Origin of the sequence: Serratia sp. SA088, assembly GCF_049065515.1 — a bacterium.
GTDB classification, from domain to species: Bacteria; Pseudomonadota; Gammaproteobacteria; order Enterobacterales; family Enterobacteriaceae; genus Serratia; species Serratia nematodiphila.
Genome location: NZ_JBAKGW010000004.1, coordinates 19,685 through 42,093, shown reverse-complemented (window position 1 = coordinate 42,093; position 22,409 = coordinate 19,685). Strand labels below are relative to the sequence as shown.

General features: G+C 48.9%; 25 protein-coding genes. 22 read left to right on the top strand and 3 right to left on the bottom strand.

What is annotated here, in order from left to right; all coding sequences use genetic code 11:
* The 21 genes from ACOWVD_RS11705 (at position 1) to ACOWVD_RS11605 (ending at position 19,233) form a co-directional block, all read left to right on the top strand.
* On the top strand, positions 1-1,662 hold the full coding sequence (locus ACOWVD_RS11705) for a terminase large subunit (protein ID WP_072628213.1): 1,662 nt from the start codon (positions 1-3) through the stop codon (positions 1,660-1,662).
* 58 nt (positions 1,663-1,720) lie between these two features.
* A complete protein-coding gene (locus ACOWVD_RS11700) occupies positions 1,721-3,658 on the top strand; it encodes a phage major capsid protein (RefSeq protein WP_421105831.1) in 1,938 nt (645 codons plus the stop codon).
* A 37-nt stretch (positions 3,659-3,695) separates the two neighbouring features.
* Positions 3,696-3,866 (top strand): hypothetical protein, encoded by a 171-nt coding sequence (locus ACOWVD_RS11695; protein WP_176167126.1) that lies wholly within the window; start codon positions 3,696-3,698, stop codon positions 3,864-3,866.
* Positions 3,866-5,215: a phage portal protein gene (locus ACOWVD_RS11690; protein WP_421105832.1), complete on the top strand. Its 1,350-nt coding sequence runs from the start codon at positions 3,866-3,868 to the stop codon at positions 5,213-5,215. Before ACOWVD_RS11695 ends, ACOWVD_RS11690 begins: the two co-directional genes overlap by 1 nt.
* Positions 5,212-6,114 (top strand): phage portal protein, encoded by a 903-nt coding sequence (locus ACOWVD_RS11685; RefSeq protein WP_421105833.1) that lies wholly within the window; start codon positions 5,212-5,214, stop codon positions 6,112-6,114. The genes ACOWVD_RS11690 and ACOWVD_RS11685 overlap by 4 nt, the downstream gene beginning before the upstream one ends.
* The gene (locus tag ACOWVD_RS11680; protein WP_421105834.1) at positions 6,111-6,437 is read left to right on the top strand and encodes a head-tail connector protein; all 327 of its coding nucleotides are present in this window, start codon (positions 6,111-6,113) and stop codon (positions 6,435-6,437) included. The genes ACOWVD_RS11685 and ACOWVD_RS11680 overlap by 4 nt, the downstream gene beginning before the upstream one ends.
* A 67-nt stretch (positions 6,438-6,504) precedes the next feature.
* Positions 6,505-6,714 (top strand): hypothetical protein, encoded by a 210-nt coding sequence (locus ACOWVD_RS11675; RefSeq protein WP_421105835.1) that lies wholly within the window; start codon positions 6,505-6,507, stop codon positions 6,712-6,714.
* Positions 6,715-6,716: 2 nt separating this feature from the next.
* The gene (locus ACOWVD_RS11670) at positions 6,717-7,049 is read left to right on the top strand and encodes a phage head closure protein (RefSeq protein WP_421105836.1); all 333 of its coding nucleotides are present in this window, start codon (positions 6,717-6,719) and stop codon (positions 7,047-7,049) included.
* Positions 7,042-7,524 (top strand): HK97-gp10 family putative phage morphogenesis protein, encoded by a 483-nt coding sequence (locus tag ACOWVD_RS11665; protein WP_421105837.1) that lies wholly within the window; start codon positions 7,042-7,044, stop codon positions 7,522-7,524. The genes ACOWVD_RS11670 and ACOWVD_RS11665 overlap by 8 nt, the downstream gene beginning before the upstream one ends.
* Entirely contained in the window at positions 7,524-7,892 is a 369-nt protein-coding gene (gene gp17 / locus ACOWVD_RS11660; protein WP_421105846.1) for a tail completion protein gp17, read from the top strand. The genes ACOWVD_RS11665 and gp17 overlap by 1 nt, the downstream gene beginning before the upstream one ends.
* Before the next feature lie 58 nt (positions 7,893-7,950).
* Positions 7,951-8,448: a phage tail tube protein gene (locus ACOWVD_RS11655; protein WP_197842887.1), complete on the top strand. Its 498-nt coding sequence runs from the start codon at positions 7,951-7,953 to the stop codon at positions 8,446-8,448.
* A 57-nt stretch (positions 8,449-8,505) separates the two neighbouring features.
* Positions 8,506-8,856 carry a phage tail assembly chaperone family protein, TAC gene (locus ACOWVD_RS11650; RefSeq protein WP_197842886.1) on the top strand — a complete coding sequence of 117 codons (351 nt, stop codon included), beginning with the start codon at positions 8,506-8,508 and terminating at the stop codon, positions 8,854-8,856.
* A 32-nt stretch (positions 8,857-8,888) separates the two neighbouring features.
* Positions 8,889-9,155, top strand: coding sequence for a phage tail assembly protein T (locus ACOWVD_RS11645; protein ID WP_197842951.1), 267 nt, complete (start codon positions 8,889-8,891; stop codon positions 9,153-9,155).
* A gap of 20 nt (positions 9,156-9,175) precedes the next feature.
* Entirely contained in the window at positions 9,176-11,608 is a 2,433-nt protein-coding gene (locus ACOWVD_RS11640) for a phage tail tape measure protein (protein WP_421105838.1), read from the top strand.
* The gene (locus ACOWVD_RS11635; protein WP_421105847.1) at positions 11,608-12,078 is read left to right on the top strand and encodes a hypothetical protein; all 471 of its coding nucleotides are present in this window, start codon (positions 11,608-11,610) and stop codon (positions 12,076-12,078) included. Before ACOWVD_RS11640 ends, ACOWVD_RS11635 begins: the two co-directional genes overlap by 1 nt.
* Positions 12,075-12,557, top strand: a complete 483-nt coding sequence (locus ACOWVD_RS11630; protein ID WP_197798591.1) for a DUF1833 family protein — start codon at positions 12,075-12,077, stop codon at positions 12,555-12,557. The genes ACOWVD_RS11635 and ACOWVD_RS11630 overlap by 4 nt, the downstream gene beginning before the upstream one ends.
* A 10-nt stretch (positions 12,558-12,567) precedes the next feature.
* A complete protein-coding gene (locus ACOWVD_RS11625) occupies positions 12,568-12,948 on the top strand; it encodes a nitrite transporter (RefSeq protein WP_421105839.1) in 381 nt (126 codons plus the stop codon).
* A gap of 59 nt (positions 12,949-13,007) precedes the next feature.
* Positions 13,008-16,019 carry a host specificity factor TipJ family phage tail protein gene (locus ACOWVD_RS11620; RefSeq protein WP_421130395.1) on the top strand — a complete coding sequence of 1,004 codons (3,012 nt, stop codon included), beginning with the start codon at positions 13,008-13,010 and terminating at the stop codon, positions 16,017-16,019.
* Between the two features lie 55 nt (positions 16,020-16,074).
* Positions 16,075-17,958 carry a sialate O-acetylesterase gene (locus ACOWVD_RS11615; protein WP_421105841.1) on the top strand — a complete coding sequence of 628 codons (1,884 nt, stop codon included), beginning with the start codon at positions 16,075-16,077 and terminating at the stop codon, positions 17,956-17,958.
* The gene (locus ACOWVD_RS11610; RefSeq protein ID WP_421105842.1) at positions 17,958-18,680 is read left to right on the top strand and encodes a hypothetical protein; all 723 of its coding nucleotides are present in this window, start codon (positions 17,958-17,960) and stop codon (positions 18,678-18,680) included. Before ACOWVD_RS11615 ends, ACOWVD_RS11610 begins: the two co-directional genes overlap by 1 nt.
* A 67-nt stretch (positions 18,681-18,747) precedes the next feature.
* Positions 18,748-19,233, top strand: coding sequence for a hypothetical protein (locus ACOWVD_RS11605; RefSeq protein WP_421105843.1), 486 nt, complete (start codon positions 18,748-18,750; stop codon positions 19,231-19,233).
* Here the strand turns inward: ACOWVD_RS11605 and ACOWVD_RS11600 are convergent.
* Both ACOWVD_RS11600 and ACOWVD_RS11595 read right to left on the bottom strand, forming a co-directional pair.
* Positions 19,230-19,460 carry a hypothetical protein gene (locus tag ACOWVD_RS11600; protein ID WP_421105844.1) on the bottom strand — a complete coding sequence of 77 codons (231 nt, stop codon included), beginning with the start codon at positions 19,458-19,460 and terminating at the stop codon, positions 19,230-19,232. The genes ACOWVD_RS11605 and ACOWVD_RS11600 overlap by 4 nt on opposite strands.
* Complete coding sequence (locus ACOWVD_RS11595; RefSeq protein WP_421105845.1) at positions 19,460-20,551, bottom strand: tyrosine-type recombinase/integrase; 1,092 nt, start codon at positions 20,549-20,551, stop codon at positions 19,460-19,462. Before ACOWVD_RS11595 ends, ACOWVD_RS11600 begins: the two co-directional genes overlap by 1 nt.
* 314 nt (positions 20,552-20,865) lie before the next feature.
* On the opposite strand from ACOWVD_RS11595, the gene pgl reads away from it, so the two are divergent.
* Complete coding sequence (gene pgl / locus ACOWVD_RS11590; protein ID WP_197764060.1) at positions 20,866-21,861, top strand: 6-phosphogluconolactonase; 996 nt, start codon at positions 20,866-20,868, stop codon at positions 21,859-21,861.
* Positions 21,862-21,925: 64 nt separating this feature from the next.
* Here the strand turns inward: pgl and ACOWVD_RS11585 are convergent, their stop codons facing one another.
* Positions 21,926-22,408: a kinase inhibitor gene (locus ACOWVD_RS11585; protein ID WP_049242115.1), complete on the bottom strand. Its 483-nt coding sequence runs from the start codon at positions 22,406-22,408 to the stop codon at positions 21,926-21,928.
* Position 22,409: the final 1 nt, after the last annotated feature.

Below are 22,409 nucleotides of genomic sequence, written 5' to 3'. Positions count from 1 at the left end.
ATGGTGCAGTGGACAACAGCATGCCCTGATTGGGAAAAGCGGCTTGTTGCCCGCGAATCGATAATCCCTCCGCCAATTTTTCCTGATCAGGCTGATTATGCCCTTGGCATTTTCAAAGAGCTCCGCGTTTCTGATTTACCAGGTAAGCCAACATTCGGAGAGTGCTCAGAGCCCTGGGTTTTCGATTATGTGAGAGCGATTTTTGGCGGTTACGAAGCTGAAACTGGCAATCAGCTTATTCGTGAATATGGCCTCCTCATTAGTAAGAAAAATACAAAATCGACTATTGCAGCTGGAATTATGCTCACAGCTTTAATTCTCTGCTGGCGAGAGGATGAGGAACACCTGATCTTGGCGCCAACAAAAGAGGTTGCTGACAACAGCTTCAAACCAGCTGCCGGCATGATCCGCGCCGATGATGAACTGTCTGACATGTTTCAGATTCAGGACCATATCAGGACGATAACCCACCGCGTAACGCGCAATACATTGAAGGTTGTTGCGGCTGATACTGATACCGTTTCAGGAAAGAAAGCTGGTCGCATCCTCGTTGATGAGCTATGGCTTTTTGGTAAGAGACAGAACGCCGAGGCCATGTTTATGGAAGCTCTTGGCGGGCAAGTATCGAGAAACGAAGGTTGGGTTATTTTCTTGACTACGCAAAGCGATGACCCGCCAGCTGGTGTATTTAAGGAGCGTCTTGATTATTGGCGTGCTGTGCGTGATGGCACGATAAAAGATCCAAAAACACTCGGGGTTCTCTATGAGTTCCCTGATGCTATGGTGGAAAGTAAGGCGTACCTGTTGCCTGAAAATTTCTACATCACAAACCCTAATATTGGTCGTTCCGTTAGCGCTGAATGGATCGAGGACCAGCTTAGAAAGAACCAGGCAAAAACTGATGGCACACTGCAACAGTTCTTGGCCAAGCATCTTAACATTGAGATCGGGCTGAACCTGAGAAGTGATCGATGGGCTGGAGTTGATTTCTGGGAGCCACAGGGGAAAAAGCAAGTAACGTTTGATGAAATCATGCGACGTTGCGAGGTGGTTACTGTAGGAATCGACGGCGGCGGCTTAGATGACTTACTCGGTATGTCGGCGGTAGGTCGCGATAAGGAAACGCGAGAATGGCTTTGCTGGTGCCATGCATGGGCACACGAAATAGTTTTAAAACGCCGGAAAAGTGAAGCATCAAGGCTGCATGATTTTGTGGCCGCTGGCGATCTCACATTGGTTAAACAGATAGGGCAAGACACTTTAGAGGTCGCACTTTATGTTAAGCGGCTCTATGAGGCTGAATTGCTAGACAAGATCGGAATTGACCCGTCAGGCGTTGGGCAAATACTTGACGCAATGATAGAAGAGGATATTCCTGCTGATTTAGTCGTTGGTATAAGTCAGGGCTGGCGCCTTGGTGGAGCGATAAAAACCACTGAGCGTAAGCTGGCAGAGGGGATTCTTATTCATGGTAATCAGCCAATGATGGCCTGGTGTGTGGGTAACGCCCGCGTAGAGCCAAAAGGCAACGCCATTCTGATCACCAAGCAGGCCAGTGGCAAAGGGAAAATAGATCCTTTGATGGCGCTATTCAATGCTGTCTCTCTCATGTCGCTTAACCCTGAAGCGAAAAAGCGGGATTACCAGGTATTTTTCATATGACAAAAACGTCAGTTACTGACCCGCTCCGGCGGGTTTTTTCGTTTCAGGAGGATAGTAAATGTCGCTGAACCGTGCATGCACCCTCATGAAAGTGAAGGCGATTAACGAGGATGAACGGATTATTACCGGCATCGCCTCTACGCCTTCGCCTGATCGTGATGGTGACATCTTGGAGCCTGATGGCGCTAAGTTTCGAAATGACACCCCTTTCCTTTGGCAGCATGACCGGAGTCAACCAATCGGTAGTTGCACCCCAAAAATGGTTAAGGAGGGGCTACAAATTACAGCCAAGCTGGTAAAGCCAACTCCGGATATGCCTTCCCAGCTTGTGGCTCGATTAGATGAGGCGTGGTCCTCTATCAAGTCAGGGCTCGTAAAAGGATTATCAATCGGATTTCGGCCCATTGAATACTCGTATATCGATGATGCTGGGATTCGCTTTATTTCATGGGACCTGCTGGAAGTTTCAGCAGTAACCATTCCGGCTAACGCCGAATGTTCAATCCAAACAGTCAAGTCGTATGACCGTCAGTTGCTAGCCGCGTCAGGCACTGAGCAACCGGTGGTTAAAGCTAAACCCACCGCTGGCGCTACAGCAAAAAAATCTACTGAAATTAAAGGAAAAACCATGAATATTGCAGAGCAAATCAAAAGCTTTGAGAACAAACGTGCAGCGCTGGCAGCATCACTGAATGATGTTATGAGCAAAGCCGCAGATGAAGGCCGCACCCTGGATAGCAAAGAAACTGAGCAATACGATAATGTGTCTGCTGAAATCAAATCAGTAGACTCCCACCTGGGCCGCCTGCGCGATATGGAAGCGAACATGGCTGCTACCGCTAAGCCCGTCGCGAAAGCAGCAAGTGTCGATGTTAATGTGGTAGACAACCGTGCGCCTGGCATCATCCGGGTTGAGCAAAAGTTGGAGAAAGGGATCGCGTTCGCTCGTTTTACTAAGGCACTGGCAGCCGCCAAAGGGGTGCGTTCTGAAGCATTGAGCATTGCTAAGAGCAAATACCCAGATGACACCAAGCTGCATCACGTCCTGAAAGCCGCGGTAAATGCGGGTACTACTACAGACCCACAATGGGCTGGTGCGTTGGTTGAGTACCAGGATTTCGCGAATGATTTCGTTGAGTTCCTGCGCCCACAAACCATAATTGGTCGTTTTGGTCAGGGCGGAATTCCTGCACTACGCCAGGTTCCGTTTAACATTCGTGTTCCGGCGCAGATCAGTGGTGGTGCAGCCCAATGGGTTGGGCAGGGTAAAGCGAAGCCATTAACAAAATTCGATTTTGAATCTATCACTTTCGGTTTTGCAAAAGTCGCGGCTATTTCTGTACTGACTGAAGAACTGATCCGTTTCTCTACACCATCCGCTGATGTATTAGTTCGTAATGGTTTGGCGGAATCGGTCATTGCTCGTCTGGATGCCGACTTCATCGACCCTGCAAAAGCAGAAGCGGCTGGCGTATCCCCGGCGTCGATCACCAACGGCATCGTTGGCATCCCTTCAACTGGCAGCCCGGACGAGGATGCTGCGGCGGCATTTGGTCAATTCATTAATGCAGACCTGCAACCTACTGGTGGCGTCTGGCTAATGTCCAGCACTACGGCGCTGGCACTTTCAATGCGCAAAAATGCGCTGGGGCAGAAGGAATATCCAGAAATGACAATGCTGGGTGGCACATTCCAGGGGCTCCCGGCAATCGTTTCTCAGTATGTCGGCAACCAATTGGTTCTCGTTAACGCGCCGGATATTTATCTGGCTGATGATGGCGGGGTGGCTGTTGACATGTCCAGTGAGGCATCACTGGAAATGGAGAGTGCGCCAACTGGCGATAGCATTACCCCAACCGGAACCGAGTTGGTTTCAATGTGGCAGACCAATAGCGTGGCCATCCGCGCAGAACGCTGGATCAACTGGCGCCGCCGTCGTAGTGCAGCTGTAGCTCGAGTTACTAACGTAAACTATGGCACCAGCCAGGGCAGCTGATAATACAAGGAGGGCGGGGGAAACCCCGCCGTTTTGCATGGCAAAAATCAGGTATCTACAGCGCACGCACGATTCTTTTCCTGGTGATGAGAAAAGCGTGAATGATCAGTGCGCCAAAGTTCTGGTGCTGCTGGGCAAGGCTGAGTACATCAGCAACAAACGTGCTGGTGGTCGTTCAAATAATAAAAAAGCTGCGGGGACTGGCTGATGTGGAATCCTTTCCGTAAAAAAGAAAAATCACTGCAACAGCCATCTGGTCAAGGAACTTGGCAGCGTATATTTTCTTTTATTCGTGAGCCTTTTGGTGGTGCATGGCAGAGAAATCTTGAGATAAATAACCAAACCGTAATGTCTTTCTACGCGGTTTTTTCATGCATCTCATTAATTGCAAGCGACATATCAAAGATGCCAGCAAGGCATCAGCGCCGTGACTCTAATGGTGTATGGAAAGATCAGGTAACAGGTTCTATTCCAGCCTTGCTGGAAAAGCCAAATACATTCCAGAATCGGATACAGTTTTTTGAAAATTGGGTAAACTCAAAATTATGTCATGGCAACACCTATGTCATGAAGATTAGAGATAATACCGGTGCCATAAAAGAACTAAGAATACTAGATCCAAACAAAGTAATTCCTCTGGTAGCAGATGATGGATCTGTTTTTTATCAGATCAATCCTGACAATATTGCAGGGTTGCCAACGGAGGTAACAGTTCCGGCGCGGGAAATTATTCACGATAGATTTAATTGCTTTTTTCATCCATTAGTTGGGTTGTCGCCGCTTTATGCAGCTGGGCTTGCTGCTATGCAAGGGCATCATATTCAGGAAAACTCAGCATTCTTCTTTAAGAATGGTGGAAAGCCAAGCGGTGTGATTGAGGTTCCTGGTTCTCTTACTGAGGAAAATGCCAAAAGTATTAAGGCTAACTGGGATACAGGATATACAGGTGAGAATGCTGGTAAGACGGGCATCCTAAGTAATGGAGCAAAATACAATCCAATATCCATGTCTGCAGTTGATGCGCAGATCGTTGAACAGCTCAAAATGACAGCAGAAATTGTCTGCTCAGTTTTTCATGTCCCTTCTTACAAGGTAGGGGTAGGTGATCCACCTTCATATAACAATATTGAAGCGCTGGAACAGCAGTATTACTCACAGTGTCTTCAGATCCTGATTGAGTCTGTAGAGTTACTTCTTGATGAAGCACTTGGCCTATCAGGAAATGAAGGAACTGAGTTTGAAGTAAATGCACTACTACGTATGGATACAGAACGCCGAATTAAAACGCTGGGTGAAGCGGTTAAAAATACCATCATGTCGCCCAACGAAGCCCGTCGCAAAGAGAATCTTCCACCGGTTCCTGGTGGTGATTCTCTGTATCTACAGCAACAGAACTTCAGCCTTGAAGCATTGGCACGTCGAGATGCTTCCGATGATCCGTTCAGCAAAACGGCACCGGCCACCACAATCCAAGCAGCCAGCGATGATAGTAAGGCACTGTCAGAACCTGAGTTGAACATTGCCAAGGCCATGATTAGGGGATTATTAGCAAAATGAATGATCGCGACTTATCCATAATCAAGGTGATGTCGGAAGAGTTTTCAAAAGCTCTTATCGGCGTCAAAGAGGATTTCAATAAACGGATTGATGAACAGCAAGAAACCTTTAACAAAGGAATTGCTGAATTGAAAGAGGTCTTTGCTGGCTTAAGTCTAGTAACAAAGGAAGATGTAACATTAGCGATTGAGGCCGCTGTAGAAGCCATTACTCCACCTGAAATTCCTGAGTTACCCGATGTATCAAAAATGGTTTCTGAAGCTATTGCCGAATTGCCTGTACCTGCAGATGGGAAAAGCCTCACCCCGGAAGATATTCGACCATTGCTAAAAGAGATGGTTGAAGAAGCAGTTTCAGATATCCCTATCCCACGTGATGGTAAAGATGCCGATCCTGAAGCGATAAAAGCGGCGGTTACTGATGCAATGGCCGCATTGCCAGCACCTGAAACACCAAAGCCTGGTGCAGATGGCCGCGATGCCTTGCAGATTGAAATTATTCCAGGTATTGACGCCGATAAGAGTTACCCGCGAGGAACCTATGCTACGCATAGTGGTGGGCTTTGGCGTTCATTCGAAAAAACAGCTGGCATGCGCGGGTGGGAGTGTCTGGTTGATGGCATCTCTGCTGTTGATGTTGCCAATGACGATGAGCGAATGTTTACCGTGACAGTCACGAGAGCAAGTGGCGCATGTGAAAAAAAATCGTTCGGTATTCCAGTGATGATCTATCGCGGTGTTTTCAAAGCTGAAAGCAGTTATCAGCCAGGTGACACAGTGACCTGGGGCGGATCTCTCTGGCATTGCGACGAAACAACAGCAGATAAACCAGGTGAGCTCGGATCAAAAGGATGGACACTGGCAGCCAAGCGCGGGCGGGATGGGAAGGATAAATCATGATCGAACTCGTAACGTTGGAAGAAGCAAAGCTACACCTACGCATTGATGACGATTATGGCGACGATGACATTACCCTAAAAATTCAGGGTGGTAGCGCCGCCATTCTCGCTTACGTGCAGGGAAGCCGGCAGTTGATTGTTGATGATGCCGGGAAAGCTATTGAAGGTGAGCCGCTTTCCCGAGTTAAAACAGCATTGCTTGTTCTGCTTGGTATTTTGGATCGTAACCGAGGCGGTGAAGAAGAAGAAAAATTGAAACAGGGGGAGTTACCTTTTTCTGTCTCAATGCTTATCTACGATTTGCGCCGACCAAGCATTTTGTGAGGGTATATGGCCTGTGAAGGATGCCGGCGCCGCCGGGAATGGTTAAAGAACTGGTTGAGGATTGCCCATGAAAGAGCAACTGGTAAACGCACTGATAGTAGCACTGCAGGAAGAGACGAAGGCAAAGCAGGAACAGACAGCAGCATTAACCCGCCTGGCGGAGTCCAATGAATCGTTGGTCGCTGTTCTGGTCGATGCATTTAGTAGTGATGCTGATCTTATCGAAATGACGTCCATTGATGATCAGCGCCCTCAGTATCTGGGTACCAGGGGGTAATTATGCAGGCCGGTAAATTGCGACATCGCATCACACTTCAAAAGCCGGGAAAAGTACAAAACCCTGATAATGGTGAGATGGAAGATGCCTGGTTGGATCTAGCCACTATCTGGGCTGATGTCGTACCGCTATCAGCGCGTGAATTTGTCGCTGCACAAGCAATGCAAAACGCCGTAACAACTCGAATAAAAATTCGGTATCGCCAAGATATTTCACCAAAATATCGAATCCTGTTCCGCAGTTCAATATTCAATATTGAAGGGGTGCTACCTGATCCTGATAGTGGCCTGGAATATCTTACCCTTCCTTGCTCTGAGGGAACGAACGATGGCTGATGGCGTTGAATACACCCTTACTGGCGTCGATGAGCTGATGGGAAAACTGGAATCGATCAGCGATGACATGAAGCGTAAAGGAGGGCGTGCAGCGTTAAGAAAGGCTGCCAACGTTATCGCCAATAGGGCAAAGGCAAATGCACAGCGACTTGATGATCCGGAAACCGGCCGCAGCATTGCTGACAATATCGCTGTGCGTTGGAATGGTCGTGAGTTTAAGCGTAATGGAAACCTGGCCTTTCGAATCGGTGTGCTACATGGTGCTGTGCTAAGAAAGCATCCCGATAAAGCCAAGAATGCCCCAACGCCGCACTGGCGCCTGCTGGAATTCGGCACCGAAAATATGCGAGCTCAACCTTTCATGCGGCCGGCGGCAGAGAACAGCGCCGCTGAGGCATCCAATACGTTCGTTACTGAATATGGAAAAGCTATCGACAGGGCAACAGCTAGGGCAGCCAAGAAAGGGACCAGATGATGATCGCACCAATTTTTAAAGTATGCGCCGCCAGTCAGGCTGTAACGGCGTTGATTGGAGAAAGTCCGGTTAGGCTCTATCCCTTTGGCCTTCAGGATGACAATGTAGTTTATCCCTATGTCGTTTGGCAGAACATACCCGGCGGTGGCCCTGAAAATTATCTTGATAGGCGACCGGACGCCGACAGTTACACGCTACAGGTTGACGTGTATGCAGATACGGTCACCGCTGCCACTTCGGTGGCTATGGCTCTGCGCGATGCTATAGAGCCACATGCCTACATTACCAGGTGGGGCGGGCAAAGCCGCGACCCAGAAACAAAACGATATCGCTATTCATTCGACGTTGACTGGATAGTGCTTCGCTAACCCTCCCAACTTTTCAACATACCGGCCTTGCGCCGGTTTTTTTATGACCGGAGACACTATGTCTGTATTAACACAAGGCACGCAGTTGTATGTGCTCGCTAATGGAGTCGTAAGCGAGATTGAATGTATTACCAACTTTACGGCGGGCGGGAACCCGGCAGATCAGATTGAAAACACTTGTCTTTCGGAACGCAAATCTAAGACATATGTAAAAGGTCTGCAGACGCCTGGCCAGGCGTCTGTAACTCTGAACGCGGATCCGAAAAACGCCAGCCACCTGATGCTGCATAACCTGGCTGAGACTGACGATGAAACACCACTTACGTGGGCGTTAGGCTGGTCTGATGGTGAATCTGTACCAACAGCAGCAGCTCCCGGCGCTCCAAACTCTGTAGATGGTCTGTTGTTGCCTGAAGATCGTACCTGGTATGTCTTCCAAGGTTACGTGTCAGATTTCCCGTTCGACTTCCAACAAAATACCGTTGTCAGTACAGCTGCAACTATCCAGCGTTCTGGCCCTGCTGTCTGGGTTCCAAAGGCTCAAGCCGGCAGCTAATCAATCTATCCGCCGGGGCCGAGCGCCCCGCGTTAACTTCTCATTGATGGTAACGACATGAAATTAACTCTGGAATCATTGAAAGAACATGGTGCCTTTACTGGTCGCCCGGTAGAGAAAGAAATCACCTGGAAGCAGGGTGACAAAGAGCTCACTGCCACCGTATATGTGCGACCACTTGGCTATCATGCGACTAAATCTGACTTGCTCGCTTTCGATGGGAGAATTGATAACATTGCAGGCCGAATTGCCGCATCAATTTGCGACGAAAATGGAAACCCAATTTTCACCCCTCAAGATATCACCGGCGAGGCTGACCCTGAGCGAGGCTCTCTCGACGGTGCCCTGACCATTGCATTGTTGTTGGCTATTCAGGACGTCAACAGTCTGGGAAAGACCAAAGCCTAACGCCAGAAGATGAGTTCTGGTGCGAGCTGGTGATGAATGGCATCGGAGGGAGAACCATTGCTGAGGCTCAGGAGCGAGTCAGCCTCCAGGAATACCGGACATGGGTTAGGTACCGTGAAAAATATGGCTCTCTCAACGGTATTATGCGCACGGAATGGGGCTCAGCGCTGGTGTGTTCCGTCCTCGCCAACATAAACCGCAGTAAAAACTCACAGCCCTTCGATATCAGTGATTTTTCTCCTCACATGAACTCCAATAAATCTATTAGCTTGGAAGAGGCAATGGCGTTGTGGGATTAACCCGTCTATAGGAATGGTTTATGGCCAGTAAATCTCTCGGCACGCTGACGATTGATCTAATTGCTAAGGTGGGCGGGTTCACATCTGGCATGGACAAGGCGGAGCGTGCATCTGATAAGTGGCGAAAAAAGGTCGAGTCGGATATTAAAAGTGCCGGTTCAGCGATCTCCGGAATGGCGGCGTTAGCGGTTACTAGCGCCGCTGCTATCACGGCCGTTGGCGTTTCCTTGTTAAAAACGTCCTCAGCGCAAATCACTGAAACGGATCGTTGGGCTAAGTCTTTAGGCACTTCAACGCAAGTGTTGTTAGAGTGGAAGTATGCTGCTCAGCAAGCTGGTATTGAAGGCGATAACATCGCTGATATTTTTAAAGATCTGAATGACAAGATTGGCGACGCTGTTCTGAATCAGTCCGGCGAGGCAGCTGGTGCACTCGATACCCTGGGGTTATCGGCGAAAAAACTTCAAGAACTGTCGCCTGAGAAGCAGCTGGTGGCGATAGTTGACGCCATGAAGGGAATGAATACCGCCCAAAAGACAAACATTTTGGAAAGCCTGGGCAATGACCTGTCCAGAATGTTGCCGCTATTTGATAACGGCAATGAAAAACTGAATAAATTTATCCAGCAAGCCAGGGATTTTGGTGTTGCACCGCCGCAAGAAGATATTGACAAGCTGCTAAAGGTCAATGAGGTATTCCAGGAGATAGAAGGTTCCTGGGAGGGATTTAAAAACAAAATGGCCGCTGGCTTGGCCGATATCGATTTGAAGCCGCTGGTGGAATCTGTTCACAGCCTGGAAAAAACATTTACAGATCCTGCTGTGCTTCAGGGGATTGTTAATATTACGAAGGGAATAACAGATCTTGTTGGGTTGTTGGCTCAGGCGGCAAAGCTTGCCAATGATTTTGCATACGGATGGAACAAAAGTGCTTCAACAAGTGCTGACTCTTCCTTCAATGATCTACTATCAAAACGGAAAGAACTTAACGATTCTCTTGCCTACTCAGAATCTTTACTTGGGAAAATAGATGTTGCAGCAGGAGTAATTAGAGGAAGCGATCAGATAAGGGCAGAGATTGCTAAAAACGAAAAGCTTATTAGTGAATTTAATACAAAACTGCCAACTGAGTTCGCTGTTATTTCAGAATCAGGCGGGCTCGAGTTAGGCAAGGGCGAGACTAACGGAAAGCCTAAGGCGGGTAAATCACCGAAAGTTATCTCACCTAGTATTAAATTCGATAATGCGTTTAAGGCAACTGAATCGGCATACCTACGTCAAATAGAATTAATCGACACATCTGGGAAGAGGACTGCTGAAGTTACTGAGCAACAAAAGTTGGCGTTCGACATTTCGTCTGGAAAACTCAATGGACTGAATGAAATACAGAAGAAAAGATTGCAATATTTGGCGGAAGAAGTAGACAAGCTAAACGCGGTTAAGAAAGCCAATGAGAATATGATTAAAGCGTCACAATATGCTGCTTCTCTTCAAATGGAAAATGAAGCTAAGCGGCAGGGACTTAATGCTGATTTCATTGGGGCTTATTCGAGCGACGACCAGCGGAATAGATTGAAAGAAATGTCATCTATCCGTGAGGATTTTGCCCGCCGGCAGACTGACCTTCAAACGCAATTTGACTCTGGTGATATAGACAAAGATCTGTATGACCGTAAAACACAGGCGCTTACCGATTCATTGGACGAACAACTTAGGATTCAGGAGGAATATTATAAAAAAACGGATGAGCTTAGAAATGATGGTATGGCCGGTTTTATGTCTGGATTGCAGACGCAGATCGAAGGTTCGATGAATCTTTATACCAGTATGCAGCAGGTAGGCGCTCAAGCGTTTGGGAGCTTAACAGATATGATAATTGATTGGGCTGAGACTGGTAAGCTAAATGCTGATGAGTTTGCGGCTTCATTTCTCCAATCTATAGGTTCTGCATTGCTATCATACGCCGCTGCTCAAGTTGCAATGGCTGGTTTATCTGCATTTTCAGCCATGATAGGCGTTCCCTTTGTTGGCCCAGCGGTAGCGCCAGGAGCGGCTGTTGCAGCTGCCGCTGCAGCAGGAGTGCTTGCTCTCGGCGTCAGTGGCGCATTAAAGGGACAGGCTCACGATGGTATTGATTCCGTTCCTGAAACAGGCACCTGGCTTTTACAAAAAGGGGAGCGAGTTACGACAGCTAAGACCAGCGCTAAACTTGATGCCACGCTAGATCGAGTGGGGCGAGATGCGAATACTGGGGGTAAAGTGCCTTATGCACCGGTCACTCATTTAACCGTCAACGGTGATCCAGACAAAAGCACGATACGCGCTATCGAGGAAGCAGTATCTCGCGGTAATAAACGCCTGTACGGCCAGATGACCTCTGATGTCGCTACGGGGCGAGGGGATTTCTCAAAAGCTCTTGGTGCTGGATGGCAAACAAAACGGAGAACAGGTTAATGGGGATCACATCAAATATCGATTACCCGCATCAATACCTACCATTGCCGCTTCAGGATGGGTATGGACTTAAGCCCATCAGCCCGTTGCTCAGAACGCAGATGGTATCAGGAAGAGCGCGCCAGCGCAGGCGATACACTTCAACGCCAACGCAGGCGCCTGTATCATGGCTAATGAATGACGTTCAGGGACAGGCTTTTGAGGCTTGGTATCGCGATGCAATCAGTGATGGGGCCTCATGGTTCAACATGACTTTGCGCACCCCGATAGGGATAAAGCCCTATGTATGTCGCTTTGTTGATATCTATGAAGGCCCTGTGTTAATTGGCGGCAAGTATTGGCAGTTCAGTGCAACGCTAGAACTTTGGGAGCGCCCATTGGTTCCACCTGGTTGGGGTAACTTCCCCGAGTTTATCGCGGGACAGAACATCATCGATCTCGCAATCAACAGGGAGTGGCCTGAACCATGACGGTATTAAATCGGCTTTATGCGTCGTCAGGTTCTGAAGTTATCATCGAGACACTGCAGATCGTAGTCGGTGGTGCGACATACTGGTTAACGCGGGGATGGGATGATATCACCGCAACGCTTGAAAACGGGGCGGTTGCAACATTTACCGCCTGCGGGATCGATTTGTCTTTACCCGCCAGGAACGCTGACGGCACACAAGACCTAAAATTTGCGATCTGTAATATCGATGGTACGGTTTCAAATGCCATCCGCGATGCGTTGGGGAATCAGGAAATAGGTACGCTGACTTACCGGCATTACCTGTCTACTGATTTAACAGCGCCAGCTTCGCCGCCATTTACCTTGACAATTAAATCGGGCTACTGGACATCAATAGAGGTTCAGATAACGGCGGGCTATTTGAACGTGCTTGACACTGCGTGGCCGCGCCGACGATTTACTCTGCCAGACTATCCGGGGCTGCGCTACCTCTCGTAAGGGACATCCCATGTTTAATCCTGATAAATACCTTTCTGTCACCTGGCTGAAGGGTGGACGAACTTATCCTGAACTTGACTGCTTCGGCATTGTTAACGAGGTTCGGCGCGATATCGGCATGCCATCCTGGCCAGATTTTGCGGGCGTGACGAAAGATAATAATGGACTGGACAATTCAGCGCGGGGATTAATGCGTGAGTTGAGCAAGTGTGAGCCGTGCGAAGGGGCAGGAATTGCTTGTTATTCCGGGAGCATGGTGACGCATGTTGCAGTTGTGGTGAGTATTGATGGCGTCTTACATGCGGCGGAATGTAATCCGAATACGAACGTGACATTTCTTCCTCTGACGCGTTTTGAGCGGCGTTTTATAAAAGTGGAGTATTACCTGTGATCCGCATTTATCCCTCTCGCCTGCCTGGTGAACCATTGGAAACGCATGAACATAGGGCCATGACGCTGCATCAGTGGTTCGTTGAAAACGTGGATGGTTATCAGAATGACATGCGTCACCCTATTGCCGTTGAGGTTAACGGCAAAAGTATTGCCGCTATCGAGTGGCCGCTGTGCCATATCAGCGCAGAAACGGATGTGCGGATATTTCCGATCCCTTATGGCACGGGATTAGAGATCGCTGCCTGGGCTGCTGTAGCTGTTGCTGTGGCTTCTGCTGCTTACTCGCTGATCATGATGTCGCAGATGAGCAAGGATGGGATGGGATCGGCCAGTGGTGGCGACTCTCTGGACTTATCACCGGCGAAAGCCAACACGGCCAAGCTTGGCGACCCAATCAGAGAGGTGTTGGGTAGAGATCGCGTTTATCCCGATTATCTGGTTCAGCCGGTTAGCCGCTTCGACAACAGTAACCCACAAATCTACAGAACAGATATGTTCCTGTGTGTGGGTGTTGGTAACCAATCCATCAACCAAACAACGATAAAGATCGGCAATACACCCGTGAGTAGTTTTGGCGATGATGTGAGCTATACGATCTACCCACCTGGCGCCAATGTTGTTTCCGATCACCGCACAGAAAATTGGTTTGCTTCGACAGAAGTCGGCGGGACCACATCTGGAACTTCAGGGCTTGATCTTGCTTCAACGGGTCCGGATTCAGTCAGCATTACCGCCGACGCGATCACAGTATCTGGCAATAACCTGACTGTTATTGGTGCCGTTGATGGAGACGGTGATGCCGTTATTCCTGACTCGTGGGTGGTGGGTACTGACCTGACGATTCAGGCCCCGGACACATTTACAGTGGCGATCGAATCGGGGCATAACGTTATCTATGGCGATTTTGCTGAACTAAATCCATCAGTAGGGCTGCCGGTTTCGATGACATGGAATGGAACACGAATTGACTTGTTCATTTCAGCATACAACCCAGGATCACCCGCGGTACCAGGTGTGGGAGGTAACGCCGCGAGCATAACCGCGTCAGCGGCGCCAACGACATACGACTTTAGCACCACCCCTCTATCATTTACGCTGACGTGGGCCAGTGTGAATTATGTTATTTCTCTGACAGCAAACTACGTAACGATGTCTGGCCTTACTGACGAGATCGATGATCAACTTTCAGGGTCAGGTCTGGAAGTGGTTGCGATAGACACGAAGATTGTGATCAGGGAAAAAGAGAGCCCATTTAGCGGTAACAATATCGGTTTCAGCGTGCTGCCGGCTGTCTTGTTTGGCTCTGACCCTGTAGTTGTCGGCGGAACAGCATCAACTGGAGGAACGCCAGCCATCAGTGAAAACATCGCTATGGCATGGGGTAGCTCAACCGGAGACGCCTTCGTAGGAATCCCCAACGGTTCTCAGCGGATAGCTTTTGGGCTAAGGGGATATCGGTATCGCATTACTAACATTGATGGCCAGACAATCAGCGTTGAGCGACTGATAGAAAACCCAGGTGGTTCAACAACGGTAGATCCGACGTGGCCAGGATTCACTGGCCGCACATTACTGGACTCTACAGTAACAGGGCTCAGTGATGCCAACGACTGGATGGGGCCATTTCTCTGTTGCCCGGAAAATGAAACGACAAGTCAGATAGAACTTAACTTTGTTTATCCGCAGGGACTGTGTGATGTCGGAAGTAAGGATGGCGCCATTCACTGGCACGATGTGGCGATGACGATTCAATATCGTTTGTCTGGCTCTGACGCCTGGACCAGCGTACAGATAACACATGGTAACAACACTGTGAATGAAGTTGGTTATACCGAGGCGATCACGTTCCCTACTCCAGGTAACTATGAGGTGCGGATTAAGCGAGATACGCCGGTATGGGGTGGTACTACGCGGGATTCTGTCCAGTGGCAGGCGATGCGAGCAAAACTGTCGGCGCGCAAGACCAGCTATCCTGAAATCACAACGATCGCGCTGACTATTCGCACGGGTAACCGCCTGGCGGCTCAGTCTGATCGGCGCGTTAATCTGGTCGCAACAAGGCTCTATGATGGGCATCCATCGCGGAGCATCAGTGGTGCGTTATACCACGTGCTGAAAGATCTTGGTTACTCAGATAACCAGATCGACTATGCCACTATCAATGCGCTGGAAGCTAATTACTGGACACCCAGGGGCGAAACCTTCGACTGGTCTGCAGGCAGTGATAACACGTCCGGTTTAGACGTGCTGCAACGGATCGCGAATGCTGGAATGGGGTATTTTTTGTCGAGTGATGGTCTTGCCTCTGCTGGTCGCGAGGGGATTAAAAACTGGTCAGGCGTGATCAGTCCGCAAGAGCAAACAGAGGAACTCCAGACAGCCTTCAAGGCTTTGTCTCAGGACGACTATGACGGGGTTGATGTTACCTACGTTAATGCCACTACGTGGGCAGAGGAAACGGTACAATGTCGTTTCAGTGATAACCCAACGCCAAAAAAAGTGGAGGATTACACACTGGATGGTGTGAAGGATCCTGATCGGGCCTATCGCATCGGCATGCGCCGGCTGATGAAGTACCGATATCAGCGGCTCACGCACTCAACAAGCACAGAAATGGACGCTCTCTGCTACAACTACGGTGATCGCATTGTGCTAACAGATGACATTCCCGGCAGCAAGACGATTAGTTGTCTGGTTGTTGATGAACAGCATGATGATAACGTGGTGCGGATTGAGGTAAGTGAACCCCTCGATTGGTCATTTGAAAACCCGCGTTGTCTGATACGGTTCCAGGATGGCTCCGCATCCCCGCTTTTGATGCCAACTCGTATTGATGATTACACATTCTCCATTGCCAATACTGCGGATGTGCGAATTGATGAGTGGATCATGAATAACCCGGCGATAGAGCCACCGCGAGTTATATTCTGCTCATCAAGCCGTGTAGGGTATGACTCAATAATGGACTCCATCGAGCCTGGCGCCGATGGTACGTGCAAAGTGAACGCATTGCAGTATACCCCATTGCTTTATCAGCATGATGACGATATCTATCCAGGTAATATCTAAGTTATTAATATATCCAAATAACCCGCTGCGGCGGGTTTTCTTTTATGAGGCCAAGATGACCACTTACAACACAGGAAACCCTGTCGGGCCTAATGGCTCAGCTGATCCGCGCGATTTGTATGATAATGCGCAAGTTATGGATTTATTAATAAATTCAATTAACGATAAAACAACGGGGCGTATTGGCAATGAGCTAATCACCTGGGCTGGCTTGGTTAAAAACCTATCACCTCTTGGTAAAGCATATACTAAAGAACAAGCGGATGCTGCCATCGCATCGGGAGAAATACCAGAAGGAGCTTTCTTCTTTATTTGGTCTGATGATAATTTGAAAATCGCAGACCAGTATAAAAATATTTCTGGCGTTGCAATATCAACAGGAAAGAGCATCGAGAATGGTGATGGTGTATGGGAGATTTTATTTTTCCTTCTAAATTTTTGTGGTGAGTCATCTAAATCTCTTACAAATTCCGCACTATTTAAAGGTAAAGGTATATATCCATTGCTAACAGATAAGCAGAATAATATCGCCTTAGCTTATGATGACAATAAAGGCGCTATAGTTGGGGTCGATGTTCAGAGCCAATCCAAAATGACAGCCAAACTATCCGGGGTGGGCATGTCACTATATAAAGGGAATGATAACGTTATCCCTATTGTTGGTGGTAACAATAATGGAATTGCCCTTGGATATGATAAAGATAAAGATGAGCTAGTTGGCTTATTCCCAGAGAGCGCCGCATCAGACAAAAGTAGGTTGCCGTTTAAAACTGCATCAGTGGCAGTTAATTTTTTACTGGCATATGGGCAGTCTCTTTCCACTGGAGTGTTAGCTCAGTCAGTTTTGTCAGTAAATCAACCATATAGCAACATAACGTTTTCAAGCGGAGTTCGCGGGAATGGTGGCGATTTTTCTGGAACCAAACCATTGGTCGAAGATTCAAAAACACCAACACCAGATGATCAGGCCAGCGTTGGTGAAACTGTATGCTCAGGAGCTGCAAACTACGCAAGTCTGTCAATGTATCGAGAGAATGGAGTAGAGCCTGCTGAGCATGTGATTTTTTCAAGCACAGCAGGGCATGGGGGATATACGATTTCGCAGCTGTCGAAGGGTTCATCGTGGTATGCCTCACAATTCATGGCCCACCTGGCCGGCGCAGCCAATTTAAATAATGACATCGCACTACATGCCGTAGCGTGGCTGCAGGGGGAGACTGATAGCATTAATTCCAGCTACACAAAAGCGGCGCATCTGGCCGCACTGAAAAAACTGCAAAAAGATGTTACGGATGATGCTCGGGCAACAACTGGGCAGGGTAGTCCTGTGATGTTTCTGACGTATCAGCACAGCTCCCGCGTAAAATTAAACGATGCAGTTCCATTGGCGTTGTTAGAAGCATGTCAAACAAGCGATTATTTCTACTTTGTGGCGCCAACATACGCATTCCCGCACTACTCTGACGGATTGCATTTAATGGCTGTGGGTTACAAATGGATAGGGGCGTATTACGGGCGAGCATATAAGCAAGCAGTAATTGATGGTGATAAGCCGTTATCTATTATGCCCAAAGGGGCAACATATTTAGGTAATAAAATCACAGTTAGATTTAACGTCCCAGTGCCGCCGCTCGTTCTTGATGTTGCAAATTTAGCAAGCACCAAAGATTTCGGTTTTTCTGTTGCAGGAAAAACAATAACCTCGGTTGAGGTTTCTGAGGGGGACTCTGTAGTTATTACACTTGATTCTAATTTGACAGGGGTTACACAGGTAAGCTATGCGTTTGATAATTTAGCTCCATCTTTAAATATATCAAATGGAGCTAGCGGAAATTTGAGAGATTCATGTAAAGACACATGTATTATCGATGGTGTAGTTAAGCCAATGTTTTATCTGTGTCCACACTTTAAATTGAACGCAATTAGCGAGGTTATATAATGAGCAACATGTTTATTAGAATTCAAGCGAATGTTCCAACAACCATCGGCAAGGTTAACTCAAGCGACATTGACTTGTTTCTTCCGTATGATCCGGAGGCGCTGGCATTCTGGAATTTTACTAGCGGGTCTCTTGTGTCCGCCAACTCTCAAACTCAGGTGCTAACTGCGCAAGGCAGCTATTCTCTTGCTGATAATGCGTTAATTGCAAAATCTGGCGGAGCTAACAACCTTCTTTCATCGTATGTGGAAAGTGGAGAGTTTTCGTTTTCTGGCGTTATTGATATGAGCCAGGCTACGAGTGCTGCAATGGTAATTGCGGGAAATTTTAAGGCCTCGCCGGAGTCAGGCGCAGCTATTTATTTGACTGGTGCCGGAAACGTAGCAACGCGTGCCGCGTCGAAAGTTTCCATTATCGATGATTTGCCCGATATGACGAAACCACTGTTTTATGCCGTGTCTGTTAACGCATCAGTGCCGTCATTGTCTGTCGTTATCAAACAACCGGGCAGGATAGATTTTTCAGCCACCGGGGGGTTTTTCCCATCTCCATACGTCAGCTCCACATCACCACTGCTGATCGGAAGTCTTGCAGGTGGTCAAAGCTCAAACATCAAAACGTATGAGTTTGCAATCTATAACAAATCGCTATCACTAGAAGCGTTAAATAGGAAATACTTGGAGTCTCAGGTAAGAATGGCAGGGGTTGGAGTTAAGATTTAGATGTGGGTTTAAAGGTTGACAATGATATGATATAATATGTCAAATATTATTTTTAGCGACTGATATCATGTCACTTATTAAAGTAAAGAAAATTCTGTATCGACTGCTAAATATCCCGTATTTGTCAGACCCGGTTAACTTATTGCCGCGTGCATATGTAGAATATTCTGGGCTTACGGCCAACGAGTATTACTCTGATGAAGATACAACATGGATGGGTGAACAGTCTTTTCTTTACGCAAAAATCGAGTCTGCTAGCAAAAACTATTCAGCTTTTTCATTCTTATTGACCATTCCCAAGGATGGGAATTATGAATATTATGAGTTTGAAATGAAGGCCAGAAAACAAGCAGAGGACTCTATCATGTTTGCTCTTAAGTCTGGCCGATTTGTCTCTGTAAAATTTGATGGTTCGCCGAAAAGTCTTTACCCAGTGATTATTATGATTCTTGATAGAGTTGGTACGGATGACTCAAATAGCGGCGGAAGAGGCGTGCTAAGCAAGTACGACTTAACTCATGGCTCATTTTCAGCTGCTGGGAACAGCCGTTAAATTCTAAAATCGAAGTCCAGCGCCGCATCAACTGCCTCTCCCTGGGTTTTAAACGGCACATCTGACACCAGCGGCCAACGCCCCTTATGCCACACATAAAGCCAGTGTTGGTGTTCCTCGTCTTCGCGAATAGCGAACATGGGAGGGCTGTTGATAGTTGGCTCTGGGTATCTGTCGTTTTCGTTGAGAATGAAGATCTGCCGGCCGGCGAGGGTGATGCTTCCCATCATTTCTCCTTTGATTTCCGAAGTAGATCAAATTTTTCATGAAGCGATTTAGGGTACAGCTCAGTGTAAACTTGCCACAATGTATTTAAGTTCTTATGCCCAGTTACCTGAGCCACTTCTTCGATACTAAATCCAGCCTCAAACAACCTACTTGCTCCCTCCCGCTTAAGATCGTGATAGTGTAGGTCATCTATCCCAATCTTCTCTCTAACCTTGATGAATGCTGCTGATATAGACTTTGAGTTATAAGGGAAAATGTAATTTGAAACCCTCTCTTGGCGCATGACTATCTCCCACGCCTCACCAAGAAGCGGAACACTCATGTGGTTTCCTGCTTTCTTCCTCGGATCCTTTCTATCCCTTACAAGAACTGATTTCTGAGCATAATCAATATCACTCCATTCTATGCGGCAAACCTCGCCGACTCGCATGCACGAAAGAATAGAAAAATTGAAAATATCGACAAACGGTATCCTGGATCGGGGATGGTTTTGTCGCTCTTGCAAGGCAGCAACGATGACGTCTATCTCTTTTTCGTCAGGGCGTCTAGTTCGCCTATTCGATTTCGAGATTAGGCGCATCTTAGCCAGAAGTGGCTTTGCTTCATCGATCGGATTAGCGGTGTAGCTGATGCCGTATATAGGCTTTGCGGCTTTCAATACCGTGCCAAGATAACTCAAGTCATGAGAGACGGTTGATGGACTGGCGCCGTTAGCAACCCTTCGTCTGCAGTGATCAATGATGTCATTGGCCTGCAGCTTTGATAGCGCCAAGAAGCTAAACTCAGCGGTCAGCAACATGCGCAGAGTTGAGGATTTATCTTTTCCCGCCTTCCCGCCTGTTTCTGGATCATCAAGATATTTTTGTATGAGCTCGGCCACAGTTATCCGGTCGGTGTCATTAGAGTTTGGGATGCCGTTTTTTTCCAACTCAGCAACCCGGTTAATGCCCCATGTCTTTGCCAGAGCTTGTTTGCCGAACGTTCTATTTTCACGGAAAAGATAGACGCCTTTTTCCCGGACACCAACAGTGCAGCGATACCGTACAGTACCATCTGCTTTGGTTCTTTTTTCGATGCTGTAATAGGCCATAGTTAAACCATTCGGTACGATTTGAGGGGTGCTGTTAGGGGTGCTGATGAGCGGAAAATACATTAAACCTGATTAGAATGCATTAAAATAATGCAATTTTATTATGTGGTTATACTTTGATGTTATTGGTTTTTATATGAAATAACTGTAATTACATACAGTTATGTTTCCGATGGTACACCGGATAGCCTATGGAGAAAACCGCGTGAGCTTCCGGTGCTAAGCAGGGTTGCCATGCGACGGATGTGCGGTAAGCTAGGGGCAAGCGAACGGCCTGAAACCGGTTCCTCTTTTACCCTTTGCAAGGAGAACACATGAAGCAAATCGTTTATGTCGCCAGCCCGGAGAGCCAGCAGATCCACGTCTGGCAGTTGGACGACGCCGGCGCGCTGGCGCTGCTGCAAACCGTTGACGTGCCGGGCCAGGTGCAGCCGATGACCCTTCATCCGGACAAGACTCACCTGTACGTCGGCGTGCGTCCGGCGTTCGGTATCGTCAGCTATCGCATCGAGGCGGATGGCACGTTGCAGCAGGCGGGCATGGCGCCGCTGCCGGGCAGCCCGACCCATATCTCGACCGATTTGCAGGGGCGTTACCTGTTCTCCGCTTCCTACAGCGGCAACTGCGCCAGCATCAGCCCGATCGGCCACGACGGCGTAGTAACGGCGCCGATCCAACAGATCGACGGCCTGAGCGCGCCGCACTCGGCGAACATCGATCCGACCAACCAACTGGTGCTGGTGCCGTGTCTGAAAGAAGACCGCATTCGTCTGTTTAACCTGAGCCTGGCGGGCCAACTGACGCCGCACGCGCAGGACGCGGTGGATATCGCTACCGGCGCCGGTCCGCGCCATATGGCGTTCCACCACAACGACAAGTTCGCCTACTGCGTCAATGAGCTGAACGGCACGGTAGACGTGCTGGCCATTTCGGAAAACGGCGGCAAGTACAGCGTGACGCAGACGCTGGACATCATGCCGAGCGATTTCGACGGCACCCGCTGGGCGGCGGACATTCATATCACGCCGAACGGCCGCTTCCTGTATACCAGCGATCGCACCGCCAGCATTCTGACCCTCTTCAGCGTTTCCGAAGACGGCGGCACGCTGAGCGTGGCCGGCTATTATCCGACCGAAACGCAGCCGCGCGGTTTCAATATCGATCACAGCGGCCGCTTCGTGATTTCGTCCGGCCAGAAGTCCGATCACATCGCGGTGCATGAAATTGACCAGAGCAGCGGCGAGCTGACGATGCTGGCGCGTTATCCGGTGGGCAAGGGCCCGATGTGGGTGAGCGTGCTGGCGAAGTAATTCGTCAGCCTGACTCGAGTGGAAAGCGCGGTGCGGTTGACCGCGCTTTTTTATTGGCGGGGGATCAGTTGAACATCACCGTCAGCGTGGCGCTGCCGAGACTGTGGAAATGGACGTTGAAGCCCACCAGCGCGCCGCTGGAACCCTCATCCACGTCAATGCGCTCCACGTCCAACGCATGCACGGTGAACTGATAGCGGTGGCTTTCGCCATTCGGCGGCGCGGCGCCGCCGTAACCGGCCGAGCCGAAGTCGGTGCGGGTTTGCAGCGCGGCGCTCGGCAGCGGCGCTTTGCCGGAGCCTGCGCCCTGCGGCAGCTCACGCACGTCGGCCGGAATATTGGCCACCACCCAGTGCCACCAGCCGGAGCCGGTAGGGGCATCGGGATCGTACAGGGTGACGACGAAGCTCTTGGTGCCGGCGGGCACGCCGTCCCAGGCCAGGTGGGGCGACAGGTTATCGCCGTGGTAGCCCATGCCGTTGAAGACCTGCGTCTGCGGCATTGTGCCGCCGTCCTGCAGATCGTTGCTGTACAAACGAAAAGCCATA